At 37.5% G+C, this 22,539-nt stretch carries 20 protein-coding genes; 6 read left to right on the top strand and 14 right to left on the bottom strand.

Annotated features, from left to right (window positions below):
* Positions 1 to 194 precede the first annotated feature (194 nt).
* The 7 genes from H5160_RS12740 to tagH are packed head-to-tail and all read right to left on the bottom strand — an operon-like array spanning position 195 to position 9,653.
* Positions 195 to 992, bottom strand: a complete 798-nt coding sequence (locus H5160_RS12740; protein ID WP_024595081.1) for a PP2C family serine/threonine-protein phosphatase — start codon at positions 990 to 992, stop codon at positions 195 to 197.
* On the bottom strand, positions 985 to 1,713 hold the full coding sequence (gene tagF / locus H5160_RS12735; protein ID WP_182671928.1) for a type VI secretion system-associated protein TagF: 729 nt from the start codon (positions 1,711 to 1,713) through the stop codon (positions 985 to 987). The genes H5160_RS12740 and tagF overlap by 8 nt, the downstream gene beginning before the upstream one ends.
* A complete protein-coding gene (tssM, locus tag H5160_RS12730; protein ID WP_182737675.1) occupies positions 1,695 to 5,207 on the bottom strand; it encodes a type VI secretion system membrane subunit TssM in 3,513 nt (1,170 codons plus the stop codon). Before tssM ends, tagF begins: the two co-directional genes overlap by 19 nt.
* Before the next feature lie 9 nt (positions 5,208 to 5,216).
* Positions 5,217 to 6,497: a type VI secretion system protein TssL, long form gene (gene tssL, locus H5160_RS12725; RefSeq protein ID WP_024603626.1), complete on the bottom strand. Its 1,281-nt coding sequence runs from the start codon at positions 6,495 to 6,497 to the stop codon at positions 5,217 to 5,219.
* 21 nt (positions 6,498 to 6,518) lie between these two features.
* Positions 6,519 to 7,847, bottom strand: a complete 1,329-nt coding sequence (tssK, locus tag H5160_RS12720) for a type VI secretion system baseplate subunit TssK (protein WP_182737674.1) — start codon at positions 7,845 to 7,847, stop codon at positions 6,519 to 6,521.
* Positions 7,848 to 7,862: 15 nt separating this feature from the next.
* Positions 7,863 to 8,327, bottom strand: a complete 465-nt coding sequence (tssJ, locus tag H5160_RS12715) for a type VI secretion system lipoprotein TssJ (RefSeq protein WP_182671924.1) — start codon at positions 8,325 to 8,327, stop codon at positions 7,863 to 7,865.
* 15 nt (positions 8,328 to 8,342) lie between these two features.
* Positions 8,343 to 9,653, bottom strand: a complete 1,311-nt coding sequence (gene tagH, locus H5160_RS12710) for a type VI secretion system-associated FHA domain protein TagH (RefSeq protein WP_182671923.1) — start codon at positions 9,651 to 9,653, stop codon at positions 8,343 to 8,345.
* Positions 9,654 to 10,146: 493 nt separating this feature from the next.
* Between tagH and H5160_RS12705 the strand changes: the two genes are divergently transcribed.
* Together H5160_RS12705 and H5160_RS12700 are read left to right on the top strand one after the other, a co-directional pair.
* Positions 10,147 to 12,120: a serine/threonine-protein kinase gene (locus H5160_RS12705; RefSeq protein ID WP_024595402.1), complete on the top strand. Its 1,974-nt coding sequence runs from the start codon at positions 10,147 to 10,149 to the stop codon at positions 12,118 to 12,120.
* A gap of 170 nt (positions 12,121 to 12,290) precedes the next feature.
* Positions 12,291 to 12,647: a PEGA domain-containing protein gene (locus tag H5160_RS12700; RefSeq protein ID WP_024595403.1), complete on the top strand. Its 357-nt coding sequence runs from the start codon at positions 12,291 to 12,293 to the stop codon at positions 12,645 to 12,647.
* Between the two features lie 64 nt (positions 12,648 to 12,711).
* Here the strand turns inward: H5160_RS12700 and H5160_RS12695 are convergent, their stop codons facing one another.
* Entirely contained in the window at positions 12,712 to 13,083 is a 372-nt protein-coding gene (locus H5160_RS12695) for a DUF1294 domain-containing protein (RefSeq protein ID WP_182711783.1), read from the bottom strand.
* Positions 13,084 to 13,134: 51 nt separating this feature from the next.
* Between H5160_RS12695 and H5160_RS12690 the strand changes: the two genes are divergently transcribed.
* Complete coding sequence (locus H5160_RS12690; protein ID WP_182674919.1) at positions 13,135 to 13,665, top strand: hypothetical protein; 531 nt, start codon at positions 13,135 to 13,137, stop codon at positions 13,663 to 13,665.
* A gap of 62 nt (positions 13,666 to 13,727) precedes the next feature.
* Here the strand turns inward: H5160_RS12690 and H5160_RS12685 are convergent, their stop codons facing one another.
* Positions 13,728 to 14,270 carry a carboxymuconolactone decarboxylase family protein gene (locus H5160_RS12685; RefSeq protein WP_024595406.1) on the bottom strand — a complete coding sequence of 181 codons (543 nt, stop codon included), beginning with the start codon at positions 14,268 to 14,270 and terminating at the stop codon, positions 13,728 to 13,730.
* A gap of 112 nt (positions 14,271 to 14,382) precedes the next feature.
* On the opposite strand from H5160_RS12685, the gene H5160_RS12680 reads away from it, so the two are divergent.
* The gene (locus H5160_RS12680) at positions 14,383 to 14,970 is read left to right on the top strand and encodes a TetR/AcrR family transcriptional regulator (protein ID WP_182737667.1); all 588 of its coding nucleotides are present in this window, start codon (positions 14,383 to 14,385) and stop codon (positions 14,968 to 14,970) included.
* A 104-nt stretch (positions 14,971 to 15,074) separates the two neighbouring features.
* Here H5160_RS12680 and H5160_RS12675 read toward each other — a convergent pair whose 3' ends face one another.
* The 5 genes from H5160_RS12675 to H5160_RS12655 all read right to left on the bottom strand — a co-directional run bounded on the left by H5160_RS12675 (position 15,075) and on the right by H5160_RS12655 (position 20,537).
* Positions 15,075 to 17,195 carry a methyl-accepting chemotaxis protein gene (locus H5160_RS12675; RefSeq protein WP_182197178.1) on the bottom strand — a complete coding sequence of 707 codons (2,121 nt, stop codon included), beginning with the start codon at positions 17,193 to 17,195 and terminating at the stop codon, positions 15,075 to 15,077.
* Between the two features lie 107 nt (positions 17,196 to 17,302).
* Positions 17,303 to 18,520 (bottom strand): organoarsenical effux MFS transporter ArsJ, encoded by a 1,218-nt coding sequence (gene arsJ, locus H5160_RS12670; protein ID WP_182737666.1) that lies wholly within the window; start codon positions 18,518 to 18,520, stop codon positions 17,303 to 17,305.
* 24 nt (positions 18,521 to 18,544) lie between these two features.
* Positions 18,545 to 19,555 (bottom strand): ArsJ-associated glyceraldehyde-3-phosphate dehydrogenase, encoded by a 1,011-nt coding sequence (locus tag H5160_RS12665; RefSeq protein WP_182737664.1) that lies wholly within the window; start codon positions 19,553 to 19,555, stop codon positions 18,545 to 18,547.
* Positions 19,556 to 19,575: 20 nt separating this feature from the next.
* Complete coding sequence (locus tag H5160_RS12660; RefSeq protein ID WP_004334508.1) at positions 19,576 to 19,932, bottom strand: metalloregulator ArsR/SmtB family transcription factor; 357 nt, start codon at positions 19,930 to 19,932, stop codon at positions 19,576 to 19,578.
* 176 nt (positions 19,933 to 20,108) lie between these two features.
* On the bottom strand, positions 20,109 to 20,537 hold the full coding sequence (locus H5160_RS12655; protein WP_182737663.1) for an organic hydroperoxide resistance protein: 429 nt from the start codon (positions 20,535 to 20,537) through the stop codon (positions 20,109 to 20,111).
* Between the two features lie 129 nt (positions 20,538 to 20,666).
* On the opposite strand from H5160_RS12655, the gene H5160_RS12650 reads away from it, so the two are divergent.
* On the top strand, positions 20,667 to 21,101 hold the full coding sequence (locus H5160_RS12650) for a MarR family winged helix-turn-helix transcriptional regulator (protein ID WP_182724132.1): 435 nt from the start codon (positions 20,667 to 20,669) through the stop codon (positions 21,099 to 21,101).
* Positions 21,102 to 21,146: 45 nt separating this feature from the next.
* Entirely contained in the window at positions 21,147 to 22,253 is a 1,107-nt protein-coding gene (locus tag H5160_RS12645; protein WP_182737662.1) for an L-dopachrome tautomerase-related protein, read from the top strand.
* Positions 22,254 to 22,539: the final 286 nt, after the last annotated feature.

Raw genomic sequence — 22,539 nt, 5'->3', positions numbered from 1 at the left:
AACTCCAATAAAGCGGAGCGGATTTCATATTACATTCTTTATAATAAATTACAAGCCTAGTTACAATTGAGTTTAAACCTTAATTATTGCCTTTATATAAACAATTAAAATTTAATATACTTATTAATTAATAGATGTAATTAAAGTAAAAACTCAAATATAAAATACAAACCAATTTTTTTAACTTAAAATCGTTATTTAGAAAAAAGCGGGATAGTAGCTTCATCTTGAATGTTGAATGTTTCTGATTTATGACCAGCGTATCCTTCATCGTACTTAATTAAAATACAGGTCACATTATCTCTTGCACCTCTAACTAATGATGAATGCATAAGCGCCATACCAGAATCAATAATGCTACTAGGCTCTAGTGATAAACATATGTCTTCATCAGACAACTCACCGGTGAGCCCATCTGAACAAAGTAAAAATATATCGCCCGTTTTTACTTCATTTTGAATAACGTCTACTTTTACATCCGCAGTTACACCCACAGCTCTTGTGATTACATTTGATAATGGATGTGTCTTGGCTTCTTCTACTGAAATAATCCCTTCATCAATTAAATCGTTTACTTGACTGTGATCTCTCGATATCTGCTTAAGTTGACCATCTCGAAGCATATAAGCTCGGCTATCACCAACCCACAAAACATAGTACTTATTATTTTTAAGAAATAAGGCAGTAACTGTACTTCCTGCGGTTTTACTACCTAAATATTGGGCACTATATTCGTTTAATTGCCTATTCGCATCTTCAATGGCTTCAACTATGTGAGATACTTCAAGCTTCTCAAGTGGTAGCTCTTCAACTTTTGCTCTTATTACATCTACAACAAGCTGACTGGCAACTTCACCTGCTTCGTGACCTCCCATCCCATCTGCGACAACCCATAAGTTATGGTTATTTATCTCTACATGCGCATCTTCGTTAAGCTGCCTCACAGCGCCTCGGTGGGTAATTGCATAACTTGTACTAAACTTGCTAATCACTATTTTTTACCTGTGTAAAGTTCCATTCCCAGTGTTTCCACCTTCCATCTAACATTGCTGCAACTTGATTTACCGCAGGCAAGCCAGGCGTTATGAGTACCATAGGTTTTATATTATAAGAGCCATGTGTCCACCAAACGCTGTAATCACCGTGTTTTTTTAACAAAAGAGCATGCATTGCATCTTGGAGGACTTGACTTGATAACTCATCACCTGAGAACTCAAATGCTTCTGCACTTTTATTTTTATCTACAGAATTTAAAAAACTAACCTGCTTTTTAACTCCTGCAATAGAGCTTAGAGACTTAGCAACCTCTTTACGCCAAGAAAATAAATCAACCGAACTATCAAGCACTTTTAATACAGTGTCTTCATACTCTAAAGAAAACACACCTGAGTTTAAAACATCAATAGGTGCAAATTCTAATGTGCTAGCAACTGTGAAGGGATAGTGTCTACCTACTGCGTCCATACTCGGTAATAGAGTCCCCATAACGCCTTTGTCACCAACAATGTTTGGCGATAATGCAAAGTGCCATACTGGTCCAATTAAGTAATTATCTTGCCATACTTCACCTAGCTGTTCTTTACTCACTGCAATGGCTGCTTGCAGCCACTGCTCCCAATGCTCTGAAAATTCTTTCGAAACGCTATCTTGTACAAAATCACCTAAACTAGGTACCTTGCCAAGATAACCAATATTTATAATCGGGTCGGACATGAAAACTTCTCTACACTTTTATTCCAAAATGGATGCCTGATTGATTTAGGCAATAACTCGACTTTCGCATTGTTTCCCATGAGTGAAAAATGTAACTCTAAGTCTTCACGTGTTTTTGCTCTTTTAGCACTTAACTCGTCTAACATGCGATATAGCGACCATTCACCTTGGTAAGTTGTATTTATAGAACGACCACCATTTGGAGGAGTAAATACAATTCGTGTTTTACTCTGGCCACTTGCTCCAGGCCATACAAAATTTGTTACCCTAAGTGGACCATGCCTGTAAGTCATTGACTGACCGTCAATTTCGAGCATAAAGCTAGAGATGGTGCGGTCTAATTCTAATGGTTTTAAGCCAAACTCAATTCTTGGTGTTGCACTTCCGCCATCAAAAAAGACTGTTTGAATTTGATTCGCCAGTTCAAACATCGCTAATGTATCTCGGCTAATACCTATATCTTTTTCAAATTTCCATGGCGTTGAGCTCATATCTACACTTGGCGCAATATAATTGGTGAAAAAGCTATCAATTGTTCCACCTGGGCCGAAAAATCGAGTGAAATCTTTCATATTCACTTCTTTATCTGCGTATGGAGAAAACGGATAACGGCCAACAATTGCAGCGTTATATTCGCGTAGCACCTTACTTTTCCACATCTCGTTTAAATGTCTGTTGGCACTATTTTTAGTTATGTTACTAGTATCTCTACTTATATCTAACAGCCAACTATTAAACGGGTAAGGTAAATCTCGACTTTGAAACTCAAGCTGACGAATAAAGCTAGGCTTACTTTTACCGCTAATTTGGTCTTTAATTGACGACTTTAATTGATCGCCTCTATCAAGTTTGGTTAAGTAAACGTTTAACTCTCTTAGGTTTTTCTGAATATTATCTAATTGTTGAGCATCAATTTTTATTACATCTTCAAAGGCTTCTTCAACTTGGTGACCCGGTAATTTAATATCAAATTTAGGGGCTTCGTCAGGTAAAAATCGCTTGATACGATTAGCTTTGGTTTGCATAGCTATTTCAGCAGCATTTGCTGCAACTTTACCTGCAGCCTTTTGGTTATCAGATACTGGTAATTTAGTTAGCTGCACATTTTTTTGTACTGCAGTGATAATATTTTTAATAGGCGCTTCAGAGCCTGCTAAGGCATCAGTAATATTAACTCCCTCAGCCGGAGAGCTATATTGATTCAGGCTCAGATCATCAATAAATGATTGCCAATAATAAATATAATCTTGAAAGTATCGCTGCTCTAGCTTCTTCTCAATCTCATCTTTAGAAATATCGTAAGTGCCCGTTGCCTCTTCACCATACACCCAGCTACTTGCCATTAAATTGCCAAGCATTTTACTTTTCTCAACATTAAAAATGCCGTGAAAACCATTAAATGTATATAAGCCAGGGATACTTCGCGTAAGCTCACCGTCATTTCTAAAAGTAAATTTTTGCGCACTTTCAAAACTAATAATGTCTGTAAGCCTAAATGGCGGAATACTGCTATCTAGGAAGTCGGCTTGTAATCGTTGATATGCTCGTTCAGCAATTGGTAGCTTAGTTAGCTCAGCTCGTGCAACACGTACTGCTTGATTATCAATTTCAATTTGGCTAACACCGTTTTCAAGTAATGTAGCTACATGCTCCATCAGCTCTACTCTGGTTTGCATATTTTTATCGCCTGGTAAGTTACGCTCTAAATAAGCGTTAAACCAAACCGTTATATCTTCACTTTCAAAGTATTCAGGCTGAAACAACATGAGGTAACACTTAAGTGTTTCGTATAAATAACTTAAGTGCTCAGGATGAGCTTCCATTTCTTTAATTAAGGTACTTGCAATAAACGGTTCTAAATACGTTTGTAATGAACGGTCGTAGGCTTGTGTAGAAGCCATTTTTATTTCATTTAGTTTATCAAACCCAATTGATTTAGACTCTTGTGTATTAACAAGTTCAGGGTTGCTTGCAGGTAAGTTTCTAAGAGCCTTTAATCTATCGTTTAGTACTAGTAAGTTATTACGGTCAAATGAGGCTGTATCAAGTTCTTGGTACGTTGCAATCGCATCTTCAGTCTCTGAAATTAAGTTACTATTCCAAGCAAAACTAAAGTACCACGATGTTGAAAAACCAAGTAAAGCTATGCATGCAAGCGTTATGCTACCAACACGAAGCCATTTATTTTGCTTGTCATGATGTTTGTTAGTACTTGCTAAGTTTTGCTCTGGAAAAATTACACCTTCTAATACATTCTTTATAAAAAAGCTTTTAGATTGGTTAATGTATCCAGATTCGCCTGCGTTTGCTTCGTTTAAAAAACTAGATGGCGTACCTTCTTGCGTTGCACTTGTGAGGTAAACACCACGAAACATTGGTAGTTCTTCGTATGCATTAGGTGTGAATATTTCTTTTAAAAAAGCATCTCCTACACCTTGTAAAACACGAAGCTGCCTAGGGAATTCAAATATCTTAGCGCGAATTTCTTCGTTTCTTTCATTAATTAATCTACGATTTAACATTTCAGTTAATTTAGAAATTAATGAGTGAAATTCTTTGTTGAAAGCATCTACTTGCGTGTCTTTATCTAAATCAAGTTCAAAGGTTACGCCCCAAACCTGCTCACACTCTTCTTCTGTTAATTCGCCAAAAAACTCTCTAAAACCTTCAATTAAATCAACTTTAGAAAAAATAACGTAAACAGGAAAGGTCATACCTAATTGGCTTTGCAGCTCTTGTAAGCGCTGTTTAATAGCGCGAGCATGTAGGTTTCTCTCAGTTTTGGTCTGGCTCATCAGCTCAGAAATACCCATACTGATCATTACACCATTAATAGGCCTAAGTGGACGGTACTTACGAAGTAACCCTAAAAAGCCTTCCCATGCACGTGAATCATGCTTTGCATGGCTGCTTTGCGTTGTGTAGCGCCCAGCTGTATCAATTAAAACTGCTTTATTGGTAAACCACCAATCACAATTACGAGTACCGCCAACACCATGAACCAAGTCAACACCTAGCTTGTCTTTTAGCGGGTAATCAAGTCCTGAGTTATGAATAACGGTAGTTTTACCAGCCCCTGGTGGGCCTATCATTATGTACCATGGCAACTGGTAAATATTTTTACCTTTGAACAGCTTTACGTCTTTTAAAAGATCGATAGCTTCGTTCATTCGCGTTTTAAGCGTAGTAATTTCTTCATTTACTTCAGAGCTATTTGTATCGTTATTACTATCAATTAACTCATCAGCCATTTTTTCGTCTCGTTTGCTTTGTTGCACAAGACGATAAATTTTAGACACAGAGAAAACCAATAAAACCAATATAATAGTAAACAGTCTTGCTGCAATACTTTGTAGTGGTACATAGTCAGCTATCGCGATTAATGGGCCGCCAAACCAAATTAATAATGATAAAGCTAAAAAGCCGATAATTAGCATTGCCGTACGAGATGTAAGTGCGTAGGTCACTTTTTTTATTTTTTGTGAAAAACTCATTTCAGCCTCTTAAAATAATAAATCGATTTCAATTCGTCGGTTTAATGACCGAGAAGCTGAATCTGAATTACTGGCAATAGGCTCTGCTGCGCCCTTACCTTCGGGCCATAAACGCCCACTGAGGTTTGTACTTTTAGCCATAGAGTTTGCAACTTGCGTTGCGCGCGCTAAAGAAAGGTGCCAATTAGAAGGGTACTTATCAGTTCTAATTGGTGTGTCATCTGTATGGCCGGTTATTAAAATACGTCCTTTGGTTCCTTCAAGGCTTAACGCTAGTTTTTCTAAAATAGGCTGAAATGAAGGTAATAATTTAGAGTCACCTTGATTAAAAAGGCTCTCACTATTAATAGAGATTCTGATCCTATCGATATTTTTCTTTATCGTCACAATCCCCATTTGAATCTCAGTTTGTAATAGCTGCTCTAGTACAAGTAACTGCTGATCTTTTTTATCTACTGCTTGGTCTTCAGCTACAGGATGAATGATTGCAAGCTTGTCACTAACAGCCATAACATCATCATTTAGCTTCATATTTATAAATAAATAAACGGTAAGTAAAAGTAAGCCTAAAACAGAAAAAATAACCCACAATGGCACCTGATTTCTTAATTCTACGCCAGCGGCTACTCTTTGTTTCCAGTTAGGAGAAAGCTTATTATTGATTGGCCCATCTAATTGATTTAATAAGTGATACATTTGTGAGCGGTATTCTTCTACTTTATTGTCACCCACAGTATCTAGTCTGTACTTACCTTTAAAACCTAAATTTAAACAGTGGTATTGCAGCTCTAAAAAGGCTTTGTGTTGCTCAGGCTGGGCCAATGCATTATCAAGTAAAGTATAAAAGTACTCACCGCCAAAAGTTTCTTTATGAAATGTCGAAAGCAAGCTTTCGTCAGCCCATTCCATAGAACTCCATTTAGAGTTTAAAACTGATTCATCTAAAATTGCACATAAACAATAACGAGAGTTTTTGATTACATCTTTTGATAAATTTTGATTACGTAGTTCGACTTCAAAACGTTTGATAGCCTCTACACATCGATGCTTTAACGCAGCTAAGTTAGTCATCTCAACTGATTTTCTAATTGAAATAACCAAAGAGAAACAGTCTGTTGCGGCTTCCATTAATGGGTTTCTAAATATAGAAACCTTTGCATTACTAGGAATACTACTTGCAACAGGCTCAACAGACATGACTGTTTTGTCTGGATCATTATCTACTTGAGGATTATTTGAGGCATCACGCCCTAATCGACCAGGACGTGGTTTTATAATGGTTTCGTCCATTGAAACTCTTCCTTTTAAAAGTTAAGTTCTTATTGCCCACAGGCTTAGTTGTAACTCGGGGTAATTTCCTGACAAGTGAATAGCAATACCACCACTTGAATGAAGTTTTGCCCAATGCTCGCCATGTTTATTTAATTCAAAATAATGAAAACCTGCATGGTAAGGAATTTGACGCGGTGCCGTTGGTAAGTTACTGATTGTAATACCTGGGATTTGATTATTTACTAAATCTCGGATTGTCTCAACACTACCAATTTTAATTTGAGAAGGTAATATCTTACGAAGCTCCTCGTGAGGAACACTGGCTTTAATAGCCAATACAAATTGACCTGAGCTAAGTACTGATTTGTCTTTGAGCGCACCAAAAGAAATACCAAACTTACTTTGCTCTAACTTTATTTCTGTAGCAGTTTGCTCAATTACATGACTTAAAGATTGGTATAAAAAGTTTACTACTTCACTAAATACTGGGCCTAAGTTTTTATGATCATACTTAGGTAATTTAGGCACTCTTTTGTTTACTGTACTAAAAGTAGATAACTCACCAGCAAGCTCTATTAGACGTGTATAAAGAACGCTTGGATGAAGATTATTAACTGATAATAAGTTTTCAAAAACAGCGTCATACTTGTTTAATGTTTGCAGCATAATAAAATCAGCTACAGAGGTACTTCCCGCATAACCTTGGCACAATCTAACAGCAATACTCTCTGAGCGCTGCTTGATCATTGAGCCAATCTCTCTCACTAAACCAAGTAATGGCTTACACTGGCCGACTTTTAACGATGCTGGTATATACTTTGGATCGAGCTTAATTTGACCTTCACTGCTAACTTCAACAATGCGTGCAAGTGGCAATAATATATAGCCTGCATGGTCGTCTGATGACAATACTAGCTTACTAAATACCTTAGCTACTTGAATAATTTCTTGAGCTTGTGCACCTAAAGAGTCATCACTTACAGATAAGTCGTTTAGTTTATAACGCGTAACAATATCCTCATCTAAAGATGAAATATTAATACCACTGGCTTTTAGTGCAGGAACCGCTAAATAAATTATTTCATCATAAACATCTTTGCCCACCACTAAAGGCTCAGGCAAAGAGGTAGATTGAGGCATATCGATAGGTAGCAAATCAGGGGTAATAGCTGACAATGACTCAATAGCAAATTGGCCTGAGCTTAATAGCTGAGTATCGATACTTATATCAAGTATGCCCCAAGGATCTGCTAAATTCCCATTACAAATTTGCTTAATTAAATGCGAAAAATGCTTATCTGACTGCTGAAAGTGTTGCGGCCTTAAGAACATTCCTTCGGTCCAGGCAACACGAGTGTTATCACTCATTGTACAAATCCTTTTTTACTGCTCTCTCATGTATGTAGCAATTGCTTCAACATTTACATCTATATCGTCATAGCCAGTTGGGTCAACTTCGATTACAGCTCTCCATCGTGCTTGATCGATATTTCTGTACGCGACAACAACACCAACATATCGTGTATTGCGGTTTAAGCTCATTTTATATTCTTGAACAGAGTTTGGCTGTAATTCTAATTCATCTTTTTTTAATAAGTCCGGGCCTAATAGTTTTTCAGGTGTTTCATACAGGCTAAAGAAATCCTGAGTATCAAAAATTGTTCTCGAGCTAAGCTCAAAAATTTTCATTACTACCGGTGAAGGTCTATCTGACGTGTCTGGATTTACATTTTTAGACACATTAATTTTTAGATCCGTAGAAGGAGGCACAAACTTATTAACAGTTGAACAACCCATGGCTAAAAACAGTAAACTGAAACTCATTAAAAAGAGCTTAAATTTGTTCATTATCTACTTTCCTTTCTAGAACGATTCTTTAATTCTATCGTTGTATGCTTTTAAGAAATCATCTGACAACGCCATAGCTCCCTTACTATTTACATCATGAGATAACTCATCATATAAATTTTTGTATAGCTTCCAGCACTTAGCCTCTGTTTGACCAGGGATGATTTTTAATACGTTAGAATTATCATTTATTTGTTGATTTATATGTTGGGGAGAAACTTGCTCTAACATCCCTTTTAATACGCCGTCAGCTCCTGCTAATAAAGCATGTTCATGCCTTCGCGTATCAACAAAGCTTTCTTTGATTGATTCTTGAGACGACAGGAAGCTTGCACTATTTCTGATGAATAAATTCTGAATAACGTCATCAATATCTGCCGAAAACTTAATTGGGTTATTTTGTTGAGTTTGAAACATCGTTTGGTTTAAACGCAATTGGTTTTTTACAAGCGCTCTTTGGCGAAGAGACTCCATCAACTCGGTCAGTAATAGATTTAACCCTTGGCCCATTTCAAACCAAAGTTCTTGTGAGTTTAATGAATTTTGTAACTCAGCTTTAACCCCCAGCCCGTTCAAAAAAGCATCAGTTAAAGCGGTATCTTCACTAGGCGATGTTGGATTTTTTTGCACTACTGGTTTAGGAGCAGGCTTTACTGCTTGAGGTTTAGTTACAGGCGTATCTAGTACTGGTGTATTAACTGAAGTTTGCTGCTCAACAGCTGGTTTTTGTTGTGGTTTACTTACAACGGGTGCTTGTTGAGTTACAGCTTCTGGGTTCATTAAGTGAGCAAGCTCATCCCAGTTTTCCGGTATTTGGTTAGCTGAATTAAGGTCACTGGCCTGAGTCATAGAAACTGCAGGCATAGACTCATCCATTATTGATTCATTAAAGTACTGTTCTGGCTCAGAAAAATGCTCAGTAGGATGCTGATAAGATCTTTCTGGCTCTTTGCTAATACTAGCTGCAGCGCTTAAATTACCATAATCGGTGTCAGGTGTTTTTTCATTAGTAGCTAATTTTACCTCTATCTGAAAATCACCCACAGTGATCGTATCACTATTTGACAAGCGTTGTTTATTGCCTTGACCTAATGGAGCGACACCAAAATTTACAAAAGTACCATTTGTAGATGTATCGTAAACATAAAAAGAGTCGCCCTCTTTAACTATGCGTCCGTGCTTACTAGAAATGATTTTTTCAGGATCAGGAAAGTGCCAATCACATGCTTCTGAACGGCCAAATATTAGAGAGTCTTTTACTGTTTTCGTTGCTTCAATTTCTGGAGAGAGTCTATGATAACTAGTGATGTTTAGTATCAGTTCCATTTGATAAGTTAGTCCCATAAATCTACATTCTTATTAGGATAAAGTAGAAGAGAAACTATTGTCAACATTGAAATTAATATATAAAAATATACTCAACCATACAAAAGCTCAAATTTAAATAAATTAAATTAAACAAAACCTCTATAAAAAACCCCTTTCAAAGCTTACAAAAGATATTTTGTATGTTCCCATTTAAAAAATTGCTATTTAATAATTAGCATTACATTTTATTCATTTTAAGCACCTAGAAGTGTTACAAAACAATGCCTGTAGGCTTACGCTGTTTATAAAAATAAACAGTAAATAAACGATATTTCAATAATTAATATAAAAGCCCTTAATTTTTTAAAGTTTTGTACGAAAGTTCTGCTTTAGAAACATTGCTAAGTTGGCTAATTTTTGTAAAAATACAGCGCTTATCAAAGGGAGAATTGATAAAAATAAAAAACTCACCTTTGCGATTATTTTAATATACACAATAAAAGGATTTATAATGAGCGGTGTCAACAGTTCTAATGATAAAACGCAGATAGCTTCGCTTGACTCAAATCTTCGCACGTCAAAAGCAATAAATAAATTAAACCTTATTGGTAAAAAAGTTTCGGATCGCTACTTAGTTGAAGAACTTATTGGCCAAGGTGGTATGTGTTACATTTACCGAGCCAGAGATTTATTTTTAGAAAGTGCGAGTCGTCCTGAAGTTTTCGTAGCGATTAAAGTATTATTAGAAGAGTTTTCTCATTCTGAAGAAGCTATTTCACTTCTTAAGGATGAAACAACTAAAACACAACAGCTCTCCCATCCAAATATTGTAAAAGTATATTCTGCAGGTTCTGATAACGGTTTACATTACGTAACCATGGAATTAGTAGAAGGCGAAACGCTAGAGCAAATAATTAAACGCAACAAACCCTCTGGAATGGTTTTCAAAAAAGCGAGCGTGATTCTTAATCAACTTGCCGATGCTTTAATTTATGCCCATTCTCGTGGCGTCATTCATAACGATTTAAAGCCATCGAATATAATCTTCGATTCAAATGGTAGCCTCAAGGTACTTGACTTTGGTATTGCTAAACACAAAACCATCGAAGATGCTTATGCGGTTAATAGTGAATCAAGCCTAGGCACTGTAGGAGGTTATACGCCAACCTATGCAAGTCCTGAACAATTAAAAGGTGCTGCAGCATCCGTTAAAGATGATGTTTTTTCTTATGCGTGTATTGCCCTAGAGTTATTAAGTAGCAAACATCCATATAATCGTGTTGCAGCAGACACACTCCCTAAAGATACATCAGCAAAACGTCCTAGTAACTGCCCTTTATGGTTATGGGGCACACTTAATAAAGCAATTTCTTTAGATGCAGCAAAAAGAACTGATTCGTTAAAGCCTGTTTTAGATAAGCTTCAAAGTAACTTTAAACCGGCAATAGCACTTGCAGCCAGTACTGTTGTGTTAGCCCTTTTGGCTGGTCAGTACTATCTATCAAATACAAATAATATAAAGCAGCTTGAAGCAAAATTAGATAATGCAAAAGCAATAAACCAACAAGTAGAAACATGGATGTCTTGGGATGGGCCGGAGATTCTAAACAAGCTTGCAGAAATCCCACCACAATACGAGGTATTAAAACAGGGATTATTAAGATCTAATCAAGCTAATATTCTACAAAGTTTTGATTACAGAGCGAATCAAATCAATACAAGCGCTAACAAGTTTAAAGACTTTGATGAAACAATTAATGTTTATAGTAAAGCCTTGGAGTATTACCCAGATTCAGAAAAGCTATCGGTACAACTCGAAAGCATTTTAAGAGAGCGTCAATCAATAATCTCAGATATTACTTCTCGTATTGATTTGTTACTTGAGCAATCTCGCTATAGTGAACTGGACAATAATAGTATTCCACAATTAATCAATGATTTAAGTGTAGTCGATAGCACCTACGTTTATCGCCCGTCTGAAGTGCATTTTGATAACTATAAACTTGCCTTAGATAAAGCGATTGAAGAAGATGATGTTATCACGCAAAAATCTTTACTTAATGTTGGTAAAGCTATTTTCACCAATAATCAAAAAAATGAACTTGGCTTTGCAGACCTTCTAAAAAGAGAGTCGGCGATAGATGCTTTAACGCTTTACCAAAAGAAAGTAAACCTAGGTGAACCAGCTGATTTTCCTACTGAAGATGCCGTCGTATTTTACGGTCCTAGATTTGATAGATACACACAAAAACTAGAGACGATTGAAGAGTACAGAGATTTATTAGATTTTGAAGAATTAATCAATACCGAGTCTGCAACATTACCTAAAGACTTTTCATTACTCGTTTCTTTAAAACAAGAATTATCTAGACGTTATATCACTATGGCAAATACGTTAATGAAAAGAAAGATGTACCGTACAGCAGAGCAACTAGTTGAAAGAAGCGAAGCTATTACTCAGTCTCTTGATAATGTAATGCTTTAAAAAACTATTTATTGCGAGAGCATCACCAAATAACTAAAAATATATTAAACTAACAAACGTTTTGTTTTAACAAACGAAGGTCAAGGACGACGGGTTGAGCGATCATTTTGCATAAACTCCTCCAAGATTTTTCGTAATTATCACTATTTAAATGAGTTTATGGAGTACCTATGAAAAAGATAAGCGCACTAGCGGCATTACTAATACTAAGTGGTTGTTCAACTACATCGTCTGTAGATGAAACGCAGCAACTTGCAAAAGAAGAAGCAGTTCAAGTACAAGAAGAAATTGTCGAAGCTGTAGCACCTATTTCATTAACTGTAATCACTAACCCTAGTGATGCACGCGTACGCATTATGAACATTGCGCCTGTGTACCAAGATGCCATTGAACTTAAAGAAGGTAAGTACGACGTTGAAGTAAGCAAGCCAGGTTACTTAACTTACCGCAAGTGGGTTGTAGTCGATAAAAAGACAATTTTAACAGTAAATTTAGATGAAGTAGCAGCAACTGAAGCGGCTAACTAGTCCAGTATCTAAACTTTAATTATGCCTTTAAACATTTCACATGTATTAAAGGCATAATTTTAAACTACACCAAATAATATAATAAACTCCCCACAGCCCCTACATTTATTAAAATACATAACCACAACACCACTATAAAACGTCGCTTTTGCGATTTATGGCGAAGTAATTGTTGAGCAAGTAATGCCCCCGGCCATCCTCCAAATAATGCAAGTAGTTGCAGTGTGCGCTCTGGCGTACGATTTACTTTTTTATGTGAAGAGCGCTTAGCTTGTCGCTTATCCCACGCGTACATTAAAAAAGTGATAGCACTTAATACACTTATATAACCAGGTACATATATAGGTATATAAACAGGTAAGTATTGCAGTAGGTAAGCCTGCCAAATGGCGGCTAAATAAAGTAATGAGAATGTGATTAATATTTTCTTTATCAATTAATTATCGCCTATACTTGGCATTGGTATTACAAAAACAAGAGCCAAATTATGACATATTTTAAAGCGATATTCTTAGTCTTATGCTTATCAACATTTAATAGCTATGCATCCGATACATCCACCAACCTTGATAAAGAACTTGCCGTATTTAAGCCCTATTTAGGAACTTGGCAGGCTGACTTTAAAGTACCTGAAGGAGCTAAAAAAATACAAGATGTTGGCCGTTGGGAGCGTGCTTTAAACGGTAAAGCGATACATACCAAGCACTCTATTAATGAAGGTGAGTATGGCGGCGAGTCGATGATTTTTTACGACAGTAAAAAAGAGTCTTTGGTATTTTACTATTTCACAACAGCAGGGTTTTATACAAAAGGGACTATGAAAGTCCTCAGCCCCACTCAATTTGTAGCTTATGAAGATGTAACTGGTAGCCAAGATGGTATTACAAAGGTTAAATCGATGAGTGAACTAAAAGACGATAAATTTATTGTATCGACCTCTTACCTTAAAAAGGGTGAGTGGACAAAGCCCGAACAACGTATTTATACACGCAGTACAAAAACGGTTAAGTTTAAATAGCTGTGATTTAAAAGTACAAAAAAGGCAGCCTAGGCTGCCTTTTGTCATTTATAAAACCGTATTTATTTTACGTATTTTTTAAATGCAGCGTCTACTGGTGTATCAGCAAGGTGATTAGTGTAGTTGCTCATTACTTTTTGAGACAAGCCTACAATAATTTCAAGTAGCTGTTGCTTAGCGTAACCTGCGGCAAAAAATTTTTCGATTTGCTCATCGCTGATCACGCCACGTTCACGTGTCATTGCAAGTGTAGTTTCACGAAGAGTTTCTAGCTTAGGGTTTTCAAGTGGTGTTTTGTTAACAAGTGCGTCAACAATACCTTGATCAACCTTCATTGCCGCTGCAATGCCACTGTGAGCAGGAACACAGTAATGACAGTCGTGCTCTACGTTAATTGATTGCCATACTACTGTTAGCTCTTCTGCGTTGAATGATGTTTTTTGAAACAACTCATGCAGTACTTGGTAACCTTTAAGTAATGTTGGTGCTTCAGCCATTACTGCATGTAAGTTAGGAAGCATACCAAATGCTGCTACTGAATCAGCTAGTAACGGTTTTGCTTCTTCTGGTGCGTTTTCTTGAGTGTATAAAGTAAATTCGGCCATGGTTAGATCCTAATAATTAATAGTTTTAAGTAACTTCGAGACACATAGTATTTGATTTTGAGCGACTGTTCAAGTTAAAATTGAGCAAATGTTCAAATTGATTGAGAATGATATGGCTAATAAGGTTAAATTTGAACGCGAGAATGTAGTTCGCGTTGCTAGTCAGCTATTTTGGCAAAAAGGTTTTCATGCAACCTCAACGCGTGACTTACAAGAAGCCGTTAATATGCGCCCAGGTAGTATTTACTCTGCGTTTGGCTCTAAAGAAGGTCTATATTGCGAATCGCTGAAAGATTACACCGTACAAATGAAAACCCAAATAGAAGGGTTTTTATCAAGTGCCGATACAGTACTTGGTGGATTACGTGCGTTTGTTGAAAACGTGGTAATTAAAACAAAAGATTGCAGTCCAAGCGCTATTTGTATGCTAGTTAAAGCAAACAGCGAGTTTGCAGAAAAAGACTCAAACCTGTATGAGCTAAGCTTAGATTTAACGGCTCAATTTGAAGTCTATTTAACGCAATTATTTACCCAAGCAATAAACAAAGGTGAGTTAAGTAACACGTTGACCGCTGTTGAATATGCGCGCTTTTTTCAAGTGCAATTTACAGGTTTACGCGGTTATTTTAATCGTCCTAATGTAGGGCAATTTGCTGAGCCAATGATCAACCAAATGTTTATGTTGATTAAAAAGTTATAAATAGCAGTTATCGAGCATTCTCAACAAGTTACATTTATTCTACTAAATAAAAATGGCCAGTATTAACTGGCCATTTTTTTTGTGCTTAAAGCTTAGTTTGTAAGTTACGTTTTAAGCTTGTTAAGTTCATTATCTTGCTGGGCAACAAGTGCATTAAGCGCTTCGCTGCTATCCCCTGCTTGTGTAGATAAGTCAGCAAGTTGCGATGCGGCATCAGATATAAGCGTTAAATTACGGTTTATTTCTTCAGTCACTAAACTTTGCTCTTCAGCAGCGGTGGCAATATGTGTAATTTGGTTGGTTATTTCATCAACTTTAACAACAACACTGTGCAGAGCATCAAAAGCTACTGATGTTTCATCAACGGCATTTTGTGCACGTACTACGCCTTTTTCAATAACGGTAGATGCGTTACCTACTTCAGATAATAAACTATCAATTAGCTGGCTTATGTCGTCTGTTGATGAACGCGTTTTAGAAGCAAGTGCACGTACTTCATCGGCAACAACGGCAAAGCCGCGTCCATGTTCACCAGCGCGCGCAGCTTCAATAGCAGCGTTAAGTGCAAGTAAATTTGTTTGTTCTGAAATAGTACGAATTACATCTAATATTTGCGTAATGTCTTTACTACGCGAAGCAACTTTTTCAACGGCTTGGTTAGCTTCTTTAATTTCTTCAGACATCGTTTTAACTTGCGTCATCGCTGATGACAAGCTCGACTCACTGCTTACTACCAAGCTATTTATTTCATCGGCTTGTTGGGCTGATTGCTCTGATGCTCTGGCGACTTCAAGTGCTGTTGCGCTCATTTCGTTCATAGCCGTTACCACACTTTCAATTTCTTGAAATTGAGATTGCACATTATGCTTTGTATCAATAGCTATGTGTTGTGCTATTTCGCCTTGCTGCTTGGTTTGATCAGACACCGTTTTAAGCTCAGAAATTAAATCACGTAGCTTTGCTAAAAATCGATTAAACCCACCAGCTAATGCAATAAGCTCTGCGTGACTATCAACATGCAATGTATGTGTTAAATCACCTTCAGAACTTGCGAGGTTATCAACCCGCTGTTGAATTTGTTGTAGCGGCGCTATTACACCTGCTATTACTAATTTCATAATAACAAAAGCAACCACAGCAATTACTAAGCCTGTTATTAAAATAATAAATCTGAGTGATGTTGCTGTTTCTTGCATGTTTTTTTCTAGCGCTTCAGGCCCTGCAAGTGCTAGTTCTGTAGGTACTTCTATGATTAATGACCACTGAGTGTTAGCTAGTTTTATATTAATTGGGTAGTTAACTAAATACTCGCTAGGCGTTTTAAAGAGACCATGTTGGCCTTTAAATTTAACCAGCTCACTGTAAGTGTTGCTACTAACCGCTTCTTTAAATGGGCGGCCTAATTTAGATTTATAGTGACTGCTGCCTACAATTAAACCTATATCACTTAAAAGTGTTACTTTTGCTTGGCCGTTGTAAAGCTCGCTCGACAGCTTTTCGGTTAAGCCCTGAAAAGTTGGGAGCGTTAAATCAACGCCAGCTAAACCAATAAACTGACCTGACTTTAAAATAGGCACAGTTAACGAAGTTAGCATTACTGAGTCGCCCGATGGGATTTCGTATAAATACGGTTCCATAATACAAGGCTTAAGCGTGTCTTTTGCACACAAATACCAATGCGCTTCACGAATACCAAATTCATTTAAAGAGGTAATATATTTATCGGCAGCATTAGCTACTTTTTGCTGTTCAATTACGCCGTTTTGGTCGCGAGTAATATACACCTCTAAGGTGCCATTACCATTAACCGAATGTTTGTAACCTTGTTTAAAGCTCGAATCTTGCCCATCAAAAGCATTAGGCTCAAATTGCGAATATATAGAAGAAAGCAGAGTATTTTGCTCTAACATCGAGCGGTTAATACTTACTACTGTATCGCGGCTCAGGGTTTCGCTTTTGGCTGCGTCACCTAATAAAGCCGCTAATGAATAAGGAATGCGGTAAGCTTCATTAATAAAGCCTGCAATTTTTTCTCCGTATCCAGCTGCATGAGCATTAAGCTTTTCTTCTACTTCTACAGTAATGTACTCTTCAGATTTAGTCGCTAACTGCTTATTACTTGATGATAACTGCCACCACAAAACGCCTGATAACACTAGTACAGTTATAAATATACTACCGACACTAAGCCAGAGTAACTTTTTTGCTAACGATATTTCTCGCATTCATTACACCCTTTAAATTAAAACTACTGATACAGTTTAGTAGATCTAACCAACGAAGCTATGAATATCGTTAAACAAATTGAATTTAATACAATACGTTGGGTTTTTTAAAGTTTAGCTAACCGTGCTGTTGTAATTGCGGCTAAAACTAATAAACACACACTTACCCATAAACACGCACTAAGCCCATATACTTGAAAAACCCAACCAGAAAGCACCGTACCAAGCAAACGCCCTATCGCATTGGCCATATAATAAAAGCCAACGTCTAGTGACACCCCATCATTTTTAGCAAAACTTACTATTAAGTAACTATGCAGCGATGAATTTACAGCAAATACTCCACCAAAAATAAGTAAGCCTATTACAAGCGTAAAATGTACCGCTATATCCAATTGCATCAACAACGCCAAAATGCCAGTTACACCACTTAATAAAGCAACCCACCAGTATGCTTTTTTGACCGAATGTGAAGTTGAATCACCTTGCCCAGTTATTCGCGGTGCTTGCGATTGCACCAGCCCATAAGCAATTACCCACGAAGCCATAAAACCGCTGACCCACCAATGATCCCAGTTAAACTGAGCGGCTAAGTAAACAGGTAGTGCAACTACAAACCATACATCGCGCGCTGCAAACAAGCATAAACGCGCTGCGCTAAGTAAGTTAATTGCCCGCGATTTAGAAAGTAATTCTTTAAACTTAGGTTTGTTTTTAGCTTTACCAATATCGCCTTTTAAAAAAATTAAACTAATAACCCACGCAACACTAAGTAAAATAATTAGACTTATTAATGCCCCCACAAAACCAAATACAGTTAGTAATAAGCCGCCTAAAAAAAAGCCCACCCCTTTTAAAGCATTTTTAGAGCCGGTAAGTATGGCAATCCATTTATATAATTGGCTTTGCCCTGCATCGTCTTGCGGTACTAAATACTTAATGGCGCTCTTTGCACTCATTTTATTTAAGTCTTTTGCTATGCCACTCAGTGCTTGCGCTGCCATAACATAGGCAACGGTTAGCCAATCCCCTGGCACGCAAAGCATGGCTAAAGCGACAAGTTGTAGCCCAAGCCCTACATTCATGGTTTTGTTCAACCCTAAATGCGCGCCAAGCCAACCACCTACTAAATTGGTGATCACCCCAAATATTTCATAAAACAAAAACAACATGGCTATCGCAAATGCGCCATAACCTAACTGATGAAAATAAAGCACCACCAACATGCGTAGCGCACCATCAGTTAAAGTAAATGCCCAATAGTTACTAGTAATTATTAAATATTGTTTTATAGAGCTCGGTAAGTTAGCCAACTGCGCAAACATAGCGTTAAACCTTTTTAAACGAGATTAAACCAAATCACTTTGTGCAACTTTAAGCATTAGCTCAGCAGTACGGTTTGCATAACCCCACTCGTTATCGTACCAAGCGTATAGTTTAAGTTGAGTGTTGTTAATTACCATGGTTGAAAGCGCATCTATGGTGCAGCTGCGCGGATCTGTTTTGTAATCTATAGATACAAGCGGCTTTTCTTCGTAGCCTAAAATACCTTGTAGCTCGTTATTTGCAGCGTCTTTAAACCACGTGTTTACTTCACTTTGTGTAACACCTCGCTCCAGCTCAAAAACACAGTCAGTAATTGATGCGTTAGTAAGAGGTACGCGCACGGCATGGCCGTTTAATTTACCTTTAAGCTCAGGAAAAATATGCGTAATAGCCGTTGCACTACCGGTTGTAGTAGGAATTAAACTTGTACCGCAAGAACGCGCACGTCGTAAATCTTTATGAGGGGCATCAATAATCGTTTGAGTATTAGTAATATCGTGAATCGTTGTCATTGAGCCGTGTTTAATGCCCACTTTTTCTTGCAGTACTTTTACTATTGGCGCTAAACAGTTAGTAGTACAAGAGGCGGCTGTAACAATGTTATGCTCACTTGGGTTATAAAGATCATCGTTTACACCCATTACTACATTTAAAATACCGTCTTCTTTTACAGGTGCGGTTACCACAACACGCTTAACACCTTGCGCTAAATATTGATTTAACAGCTCTGTGGTTTTCATTTTACCGCTGGCTTCTATTACTACATCGCAATCAGACCAATCAGTTTCGTTTATGGCTTTGTTGTTGGTAACTGCAATCGTATGCTTACCCACACTAAAGCTATTATCATCACTAGAAACCTGTTGTGCTAAGCGCCCGTGTACTGAGTCAAACTCAATTAAATGTGCGTGGGTTTTAGCATCGCCCGCTACATCATTTACTTTAATAAACTCTATTTCTGGCCAATCAACTGCTGCACGCAGAGTTAAACGTCCCATACGGCCAAAACCGTTAATACCTACTTTAATAGTCATAATTAAATACCTTTAATAAGTTAGTTACAGCAGCTAGTAATACGTTCAGGGCGATTACCCATAACATTTAAGCGCGTTAAATCGTTTTCATAAAATGAAGGGTTAGCAGTAAGCGTTTGCGTTAATACATTTTTAGCCCACTCTGGTAGGGCTTTATTAATACTGTAATAAACCCATTGATTTTGTTTACGGTCGCTCAACAATCCGCATTGTCTTAACTGCGCTAAATGGCGAGACACTTTAGGCTGGCTTAGCTCAAGTGCAGCAACCAGTTCGCATACACATAGCTCTTCTTGATGGCTAATGAGCAGCATTGCTTTTAAACGCGTATCGTCCGCTAGGCATTTATAAAATTGAAGTGGGTTGAATTGTTCCATATTGTCCTCGCAGTTTTATTGCACATACAATAAAACAAAAACAGAACATATGGAATAGTGAATATATGATTTTTTGCATGTTTATTTAACGACTCCTTTTTATTAAACTCCACGCACAAAAAAGCCCAGTAGCAAAACCACTGGGCTATTACAGTATTAGTTAACTTAGCAATTAATTAAATAACTGAAAGCTCTACTTCAATATTGCCACGTGTTGCGTTTGAATATGGACATACTTGGTGCGCTTTATCTACAAGCGTTTGCGCTGCTGTTTTATCCATATCACCTAGTGATACAGCAAGTTTTACCGCAATCCCAAAACCGCCTTCAATCGCGCCAATAGACACTTGTGAGTTAATATGTGTGTCGCTTGGTAATTCTATTTTTTCGCTACCTGCAACAAATTTAAGTGCGCCAATAAAACATGCTGCATAACCTGCGGCAAATAATTGCTCTGGGTTAGTGCCTTGTCCGTCGTCTCCGCCTAAACCTTTAGGTGTTGATAAATTTACATCTAAACGACCATCATCAGATTTAGCTACGCCTTCACGGCCGCCAGTTGCAGTTGCTTTTGCTGTGTAAGCTACGTTTTGTAATACATTCATAATGAACTCCAAAGTTTAAAAATATCAATCAATTTAGTTTGTGTGCAAAATAATAGAGCAAGTAATTAGAGATTGCAAATACTTTGCATGCAAATTAAAATGACATGTATCGAAATGAAGGATAAAGTTATGTCGTTTGAGCAATTAAAGTTAAAAAATCAGTTATGTCATCGGTTATATATGGCATCTAACAGCATTGCGCGTGCGTATCGCGAGCCTTTAAACGAGCTAAATTTAACTTATCCGCAATACGTAGTAATGATGGCGCTGTGGGAGCAAGACGAAATAACAATTGCAGAGCTAATAGATAAAACCGCGATAGATGGCGGTGCAATGACCCAAATACTCAAAAAAATGAGCGACAAATCATTACTGGCTGTTATTAAAGATGAGCACGACAAACGCAAACGCCTAGTTCAGCTAACCAAGCATGGCCAATCACTTAAGTTAAAAGCAGCCGATATTCCTAAAAATATTTTATGTAAATTTGATAGTGTAGATGCAACACAAGCGAAACAGTTGATGCAGCTGCTCGATTTAGTAGTAAACGACTTAGCCGATTAGGCTCTTAATTTTTAAACAATAAACGTGTTTTAAAAGGTTTTAAAAATGACTCATATTAAAAAATTACTATTAGCAGCGGCATGTAGCACGGCACTTTTAGGTAGCAACGCTGTATCTGCTAACACCGCTGGCCAAAATGCTGATTTAAAAACAGTAGCCACATTTGATGCGCAGCACCCTCCGGGCAACATTGCTATTACCCCATCGGGCAGAAAGTTTTTATCTGTGCATGGCTTTTTTGGCCAAAAGCAAAAAATTATGGAGCTTTTAAGCGATGGTACAACTAAGCCCTATCCTAATGAAGAGTGGGCATACGCGTACAATAACGGTAAAGGTTTTTACGACGTACTTGGCATAAACGTATCAAGCGATGGTGTATTATGGATGCTCGACACTTCAGGGCCCGATCACGCTGGGCGCTTAGTAGGTTGGGATACAAACAAAGAGCAACTACATAAAATCATTTATCTGGCTAAACCAACCATTACCGACACCTCGTTTTTAAACGATTTAGTCATCGATAATAAACATGGCGTTGTATACATTGCCGACACAGCCCAAGGCAGCCAAGCCGCTATTATTACGGTAAACCTTAAAACAGGTGTCGCACGCAGAGTGTTACAAAATAGCCATTACACCACCGCCGAAAATATCGATATGGTTATTGATGGGCGCATAATGAGCCTTGGCGGACAACCAGCCCGCTTAGGTGTTAACCCTATTACGCTTGACCCTAACGAAGACTGGCTTTACTTTGGCTCAATGTCGGGTACATCGGTTTACCGCATTGCCACCAGCGATATAAATAACGAGAGCCTTTCGGCTAAAGCGCTTGAAGACAAAGTTACGCGTTACGGCACTAAGCCAATTTCAGACGGTATTATTGTTGATGGCGGCGGTAACATATATGTAACCGACATAACCAATGGCGCAATTGGCGTAGTTAAACCCACTGGCAACTACGAAGTATTATTTAAGGACGAACGCTTAAGCTGGCCTGATGGTTTTAGTTACGGAGCCGATCATAAAATATACTTTACCGTTGACGATTTACATAATTCGCCTGTACTTAATAATGGCAAAAATCAAAGCCACGGTAAGTTTAAAGTAATGTCGTTCGAGCCTTTAGTCAAAGGAAAAGTAGGCCGCTAATTTTCTTTTTAAGTGACTGTATTTTTTAAAAAGCCTTGCACATTTAAGTGACCCAATAGTTGCAGGGCTTTTTGTTAAAAACACACCACACTGGTGCATATTTTAAAAATACTTCACCGCTTTGGTGCTAATCCTTTAGTACGTATTTACACTTAAATACTAAATACCTGATTTCTATTCATAAAATATTCAAGTTAATGTTGGCATACTTCTTCCAATAAACTGATGTGTTCAGTGAAAATACCAAGGAAAAACCATGTTCAACTTATACCATACCCTTTACCTT

The sequence above is a fragment of the Pseudoalteromonas sp. SG43-4 genome (assembly GCF_014164325.1).
Classification (GTDB): Bacteria; Pseudomonadota; Gammaproteobacteria; order Enterobacterales; family Alteromonadaceae; genus Pseudoalteromonas; species Pseudoalteromonas distincta.
The sequence above is the reverse complement of the archived record's forward strand: the minus strand, read 5'-3'. Positions and strand labels throughout refer to the sequence as shown.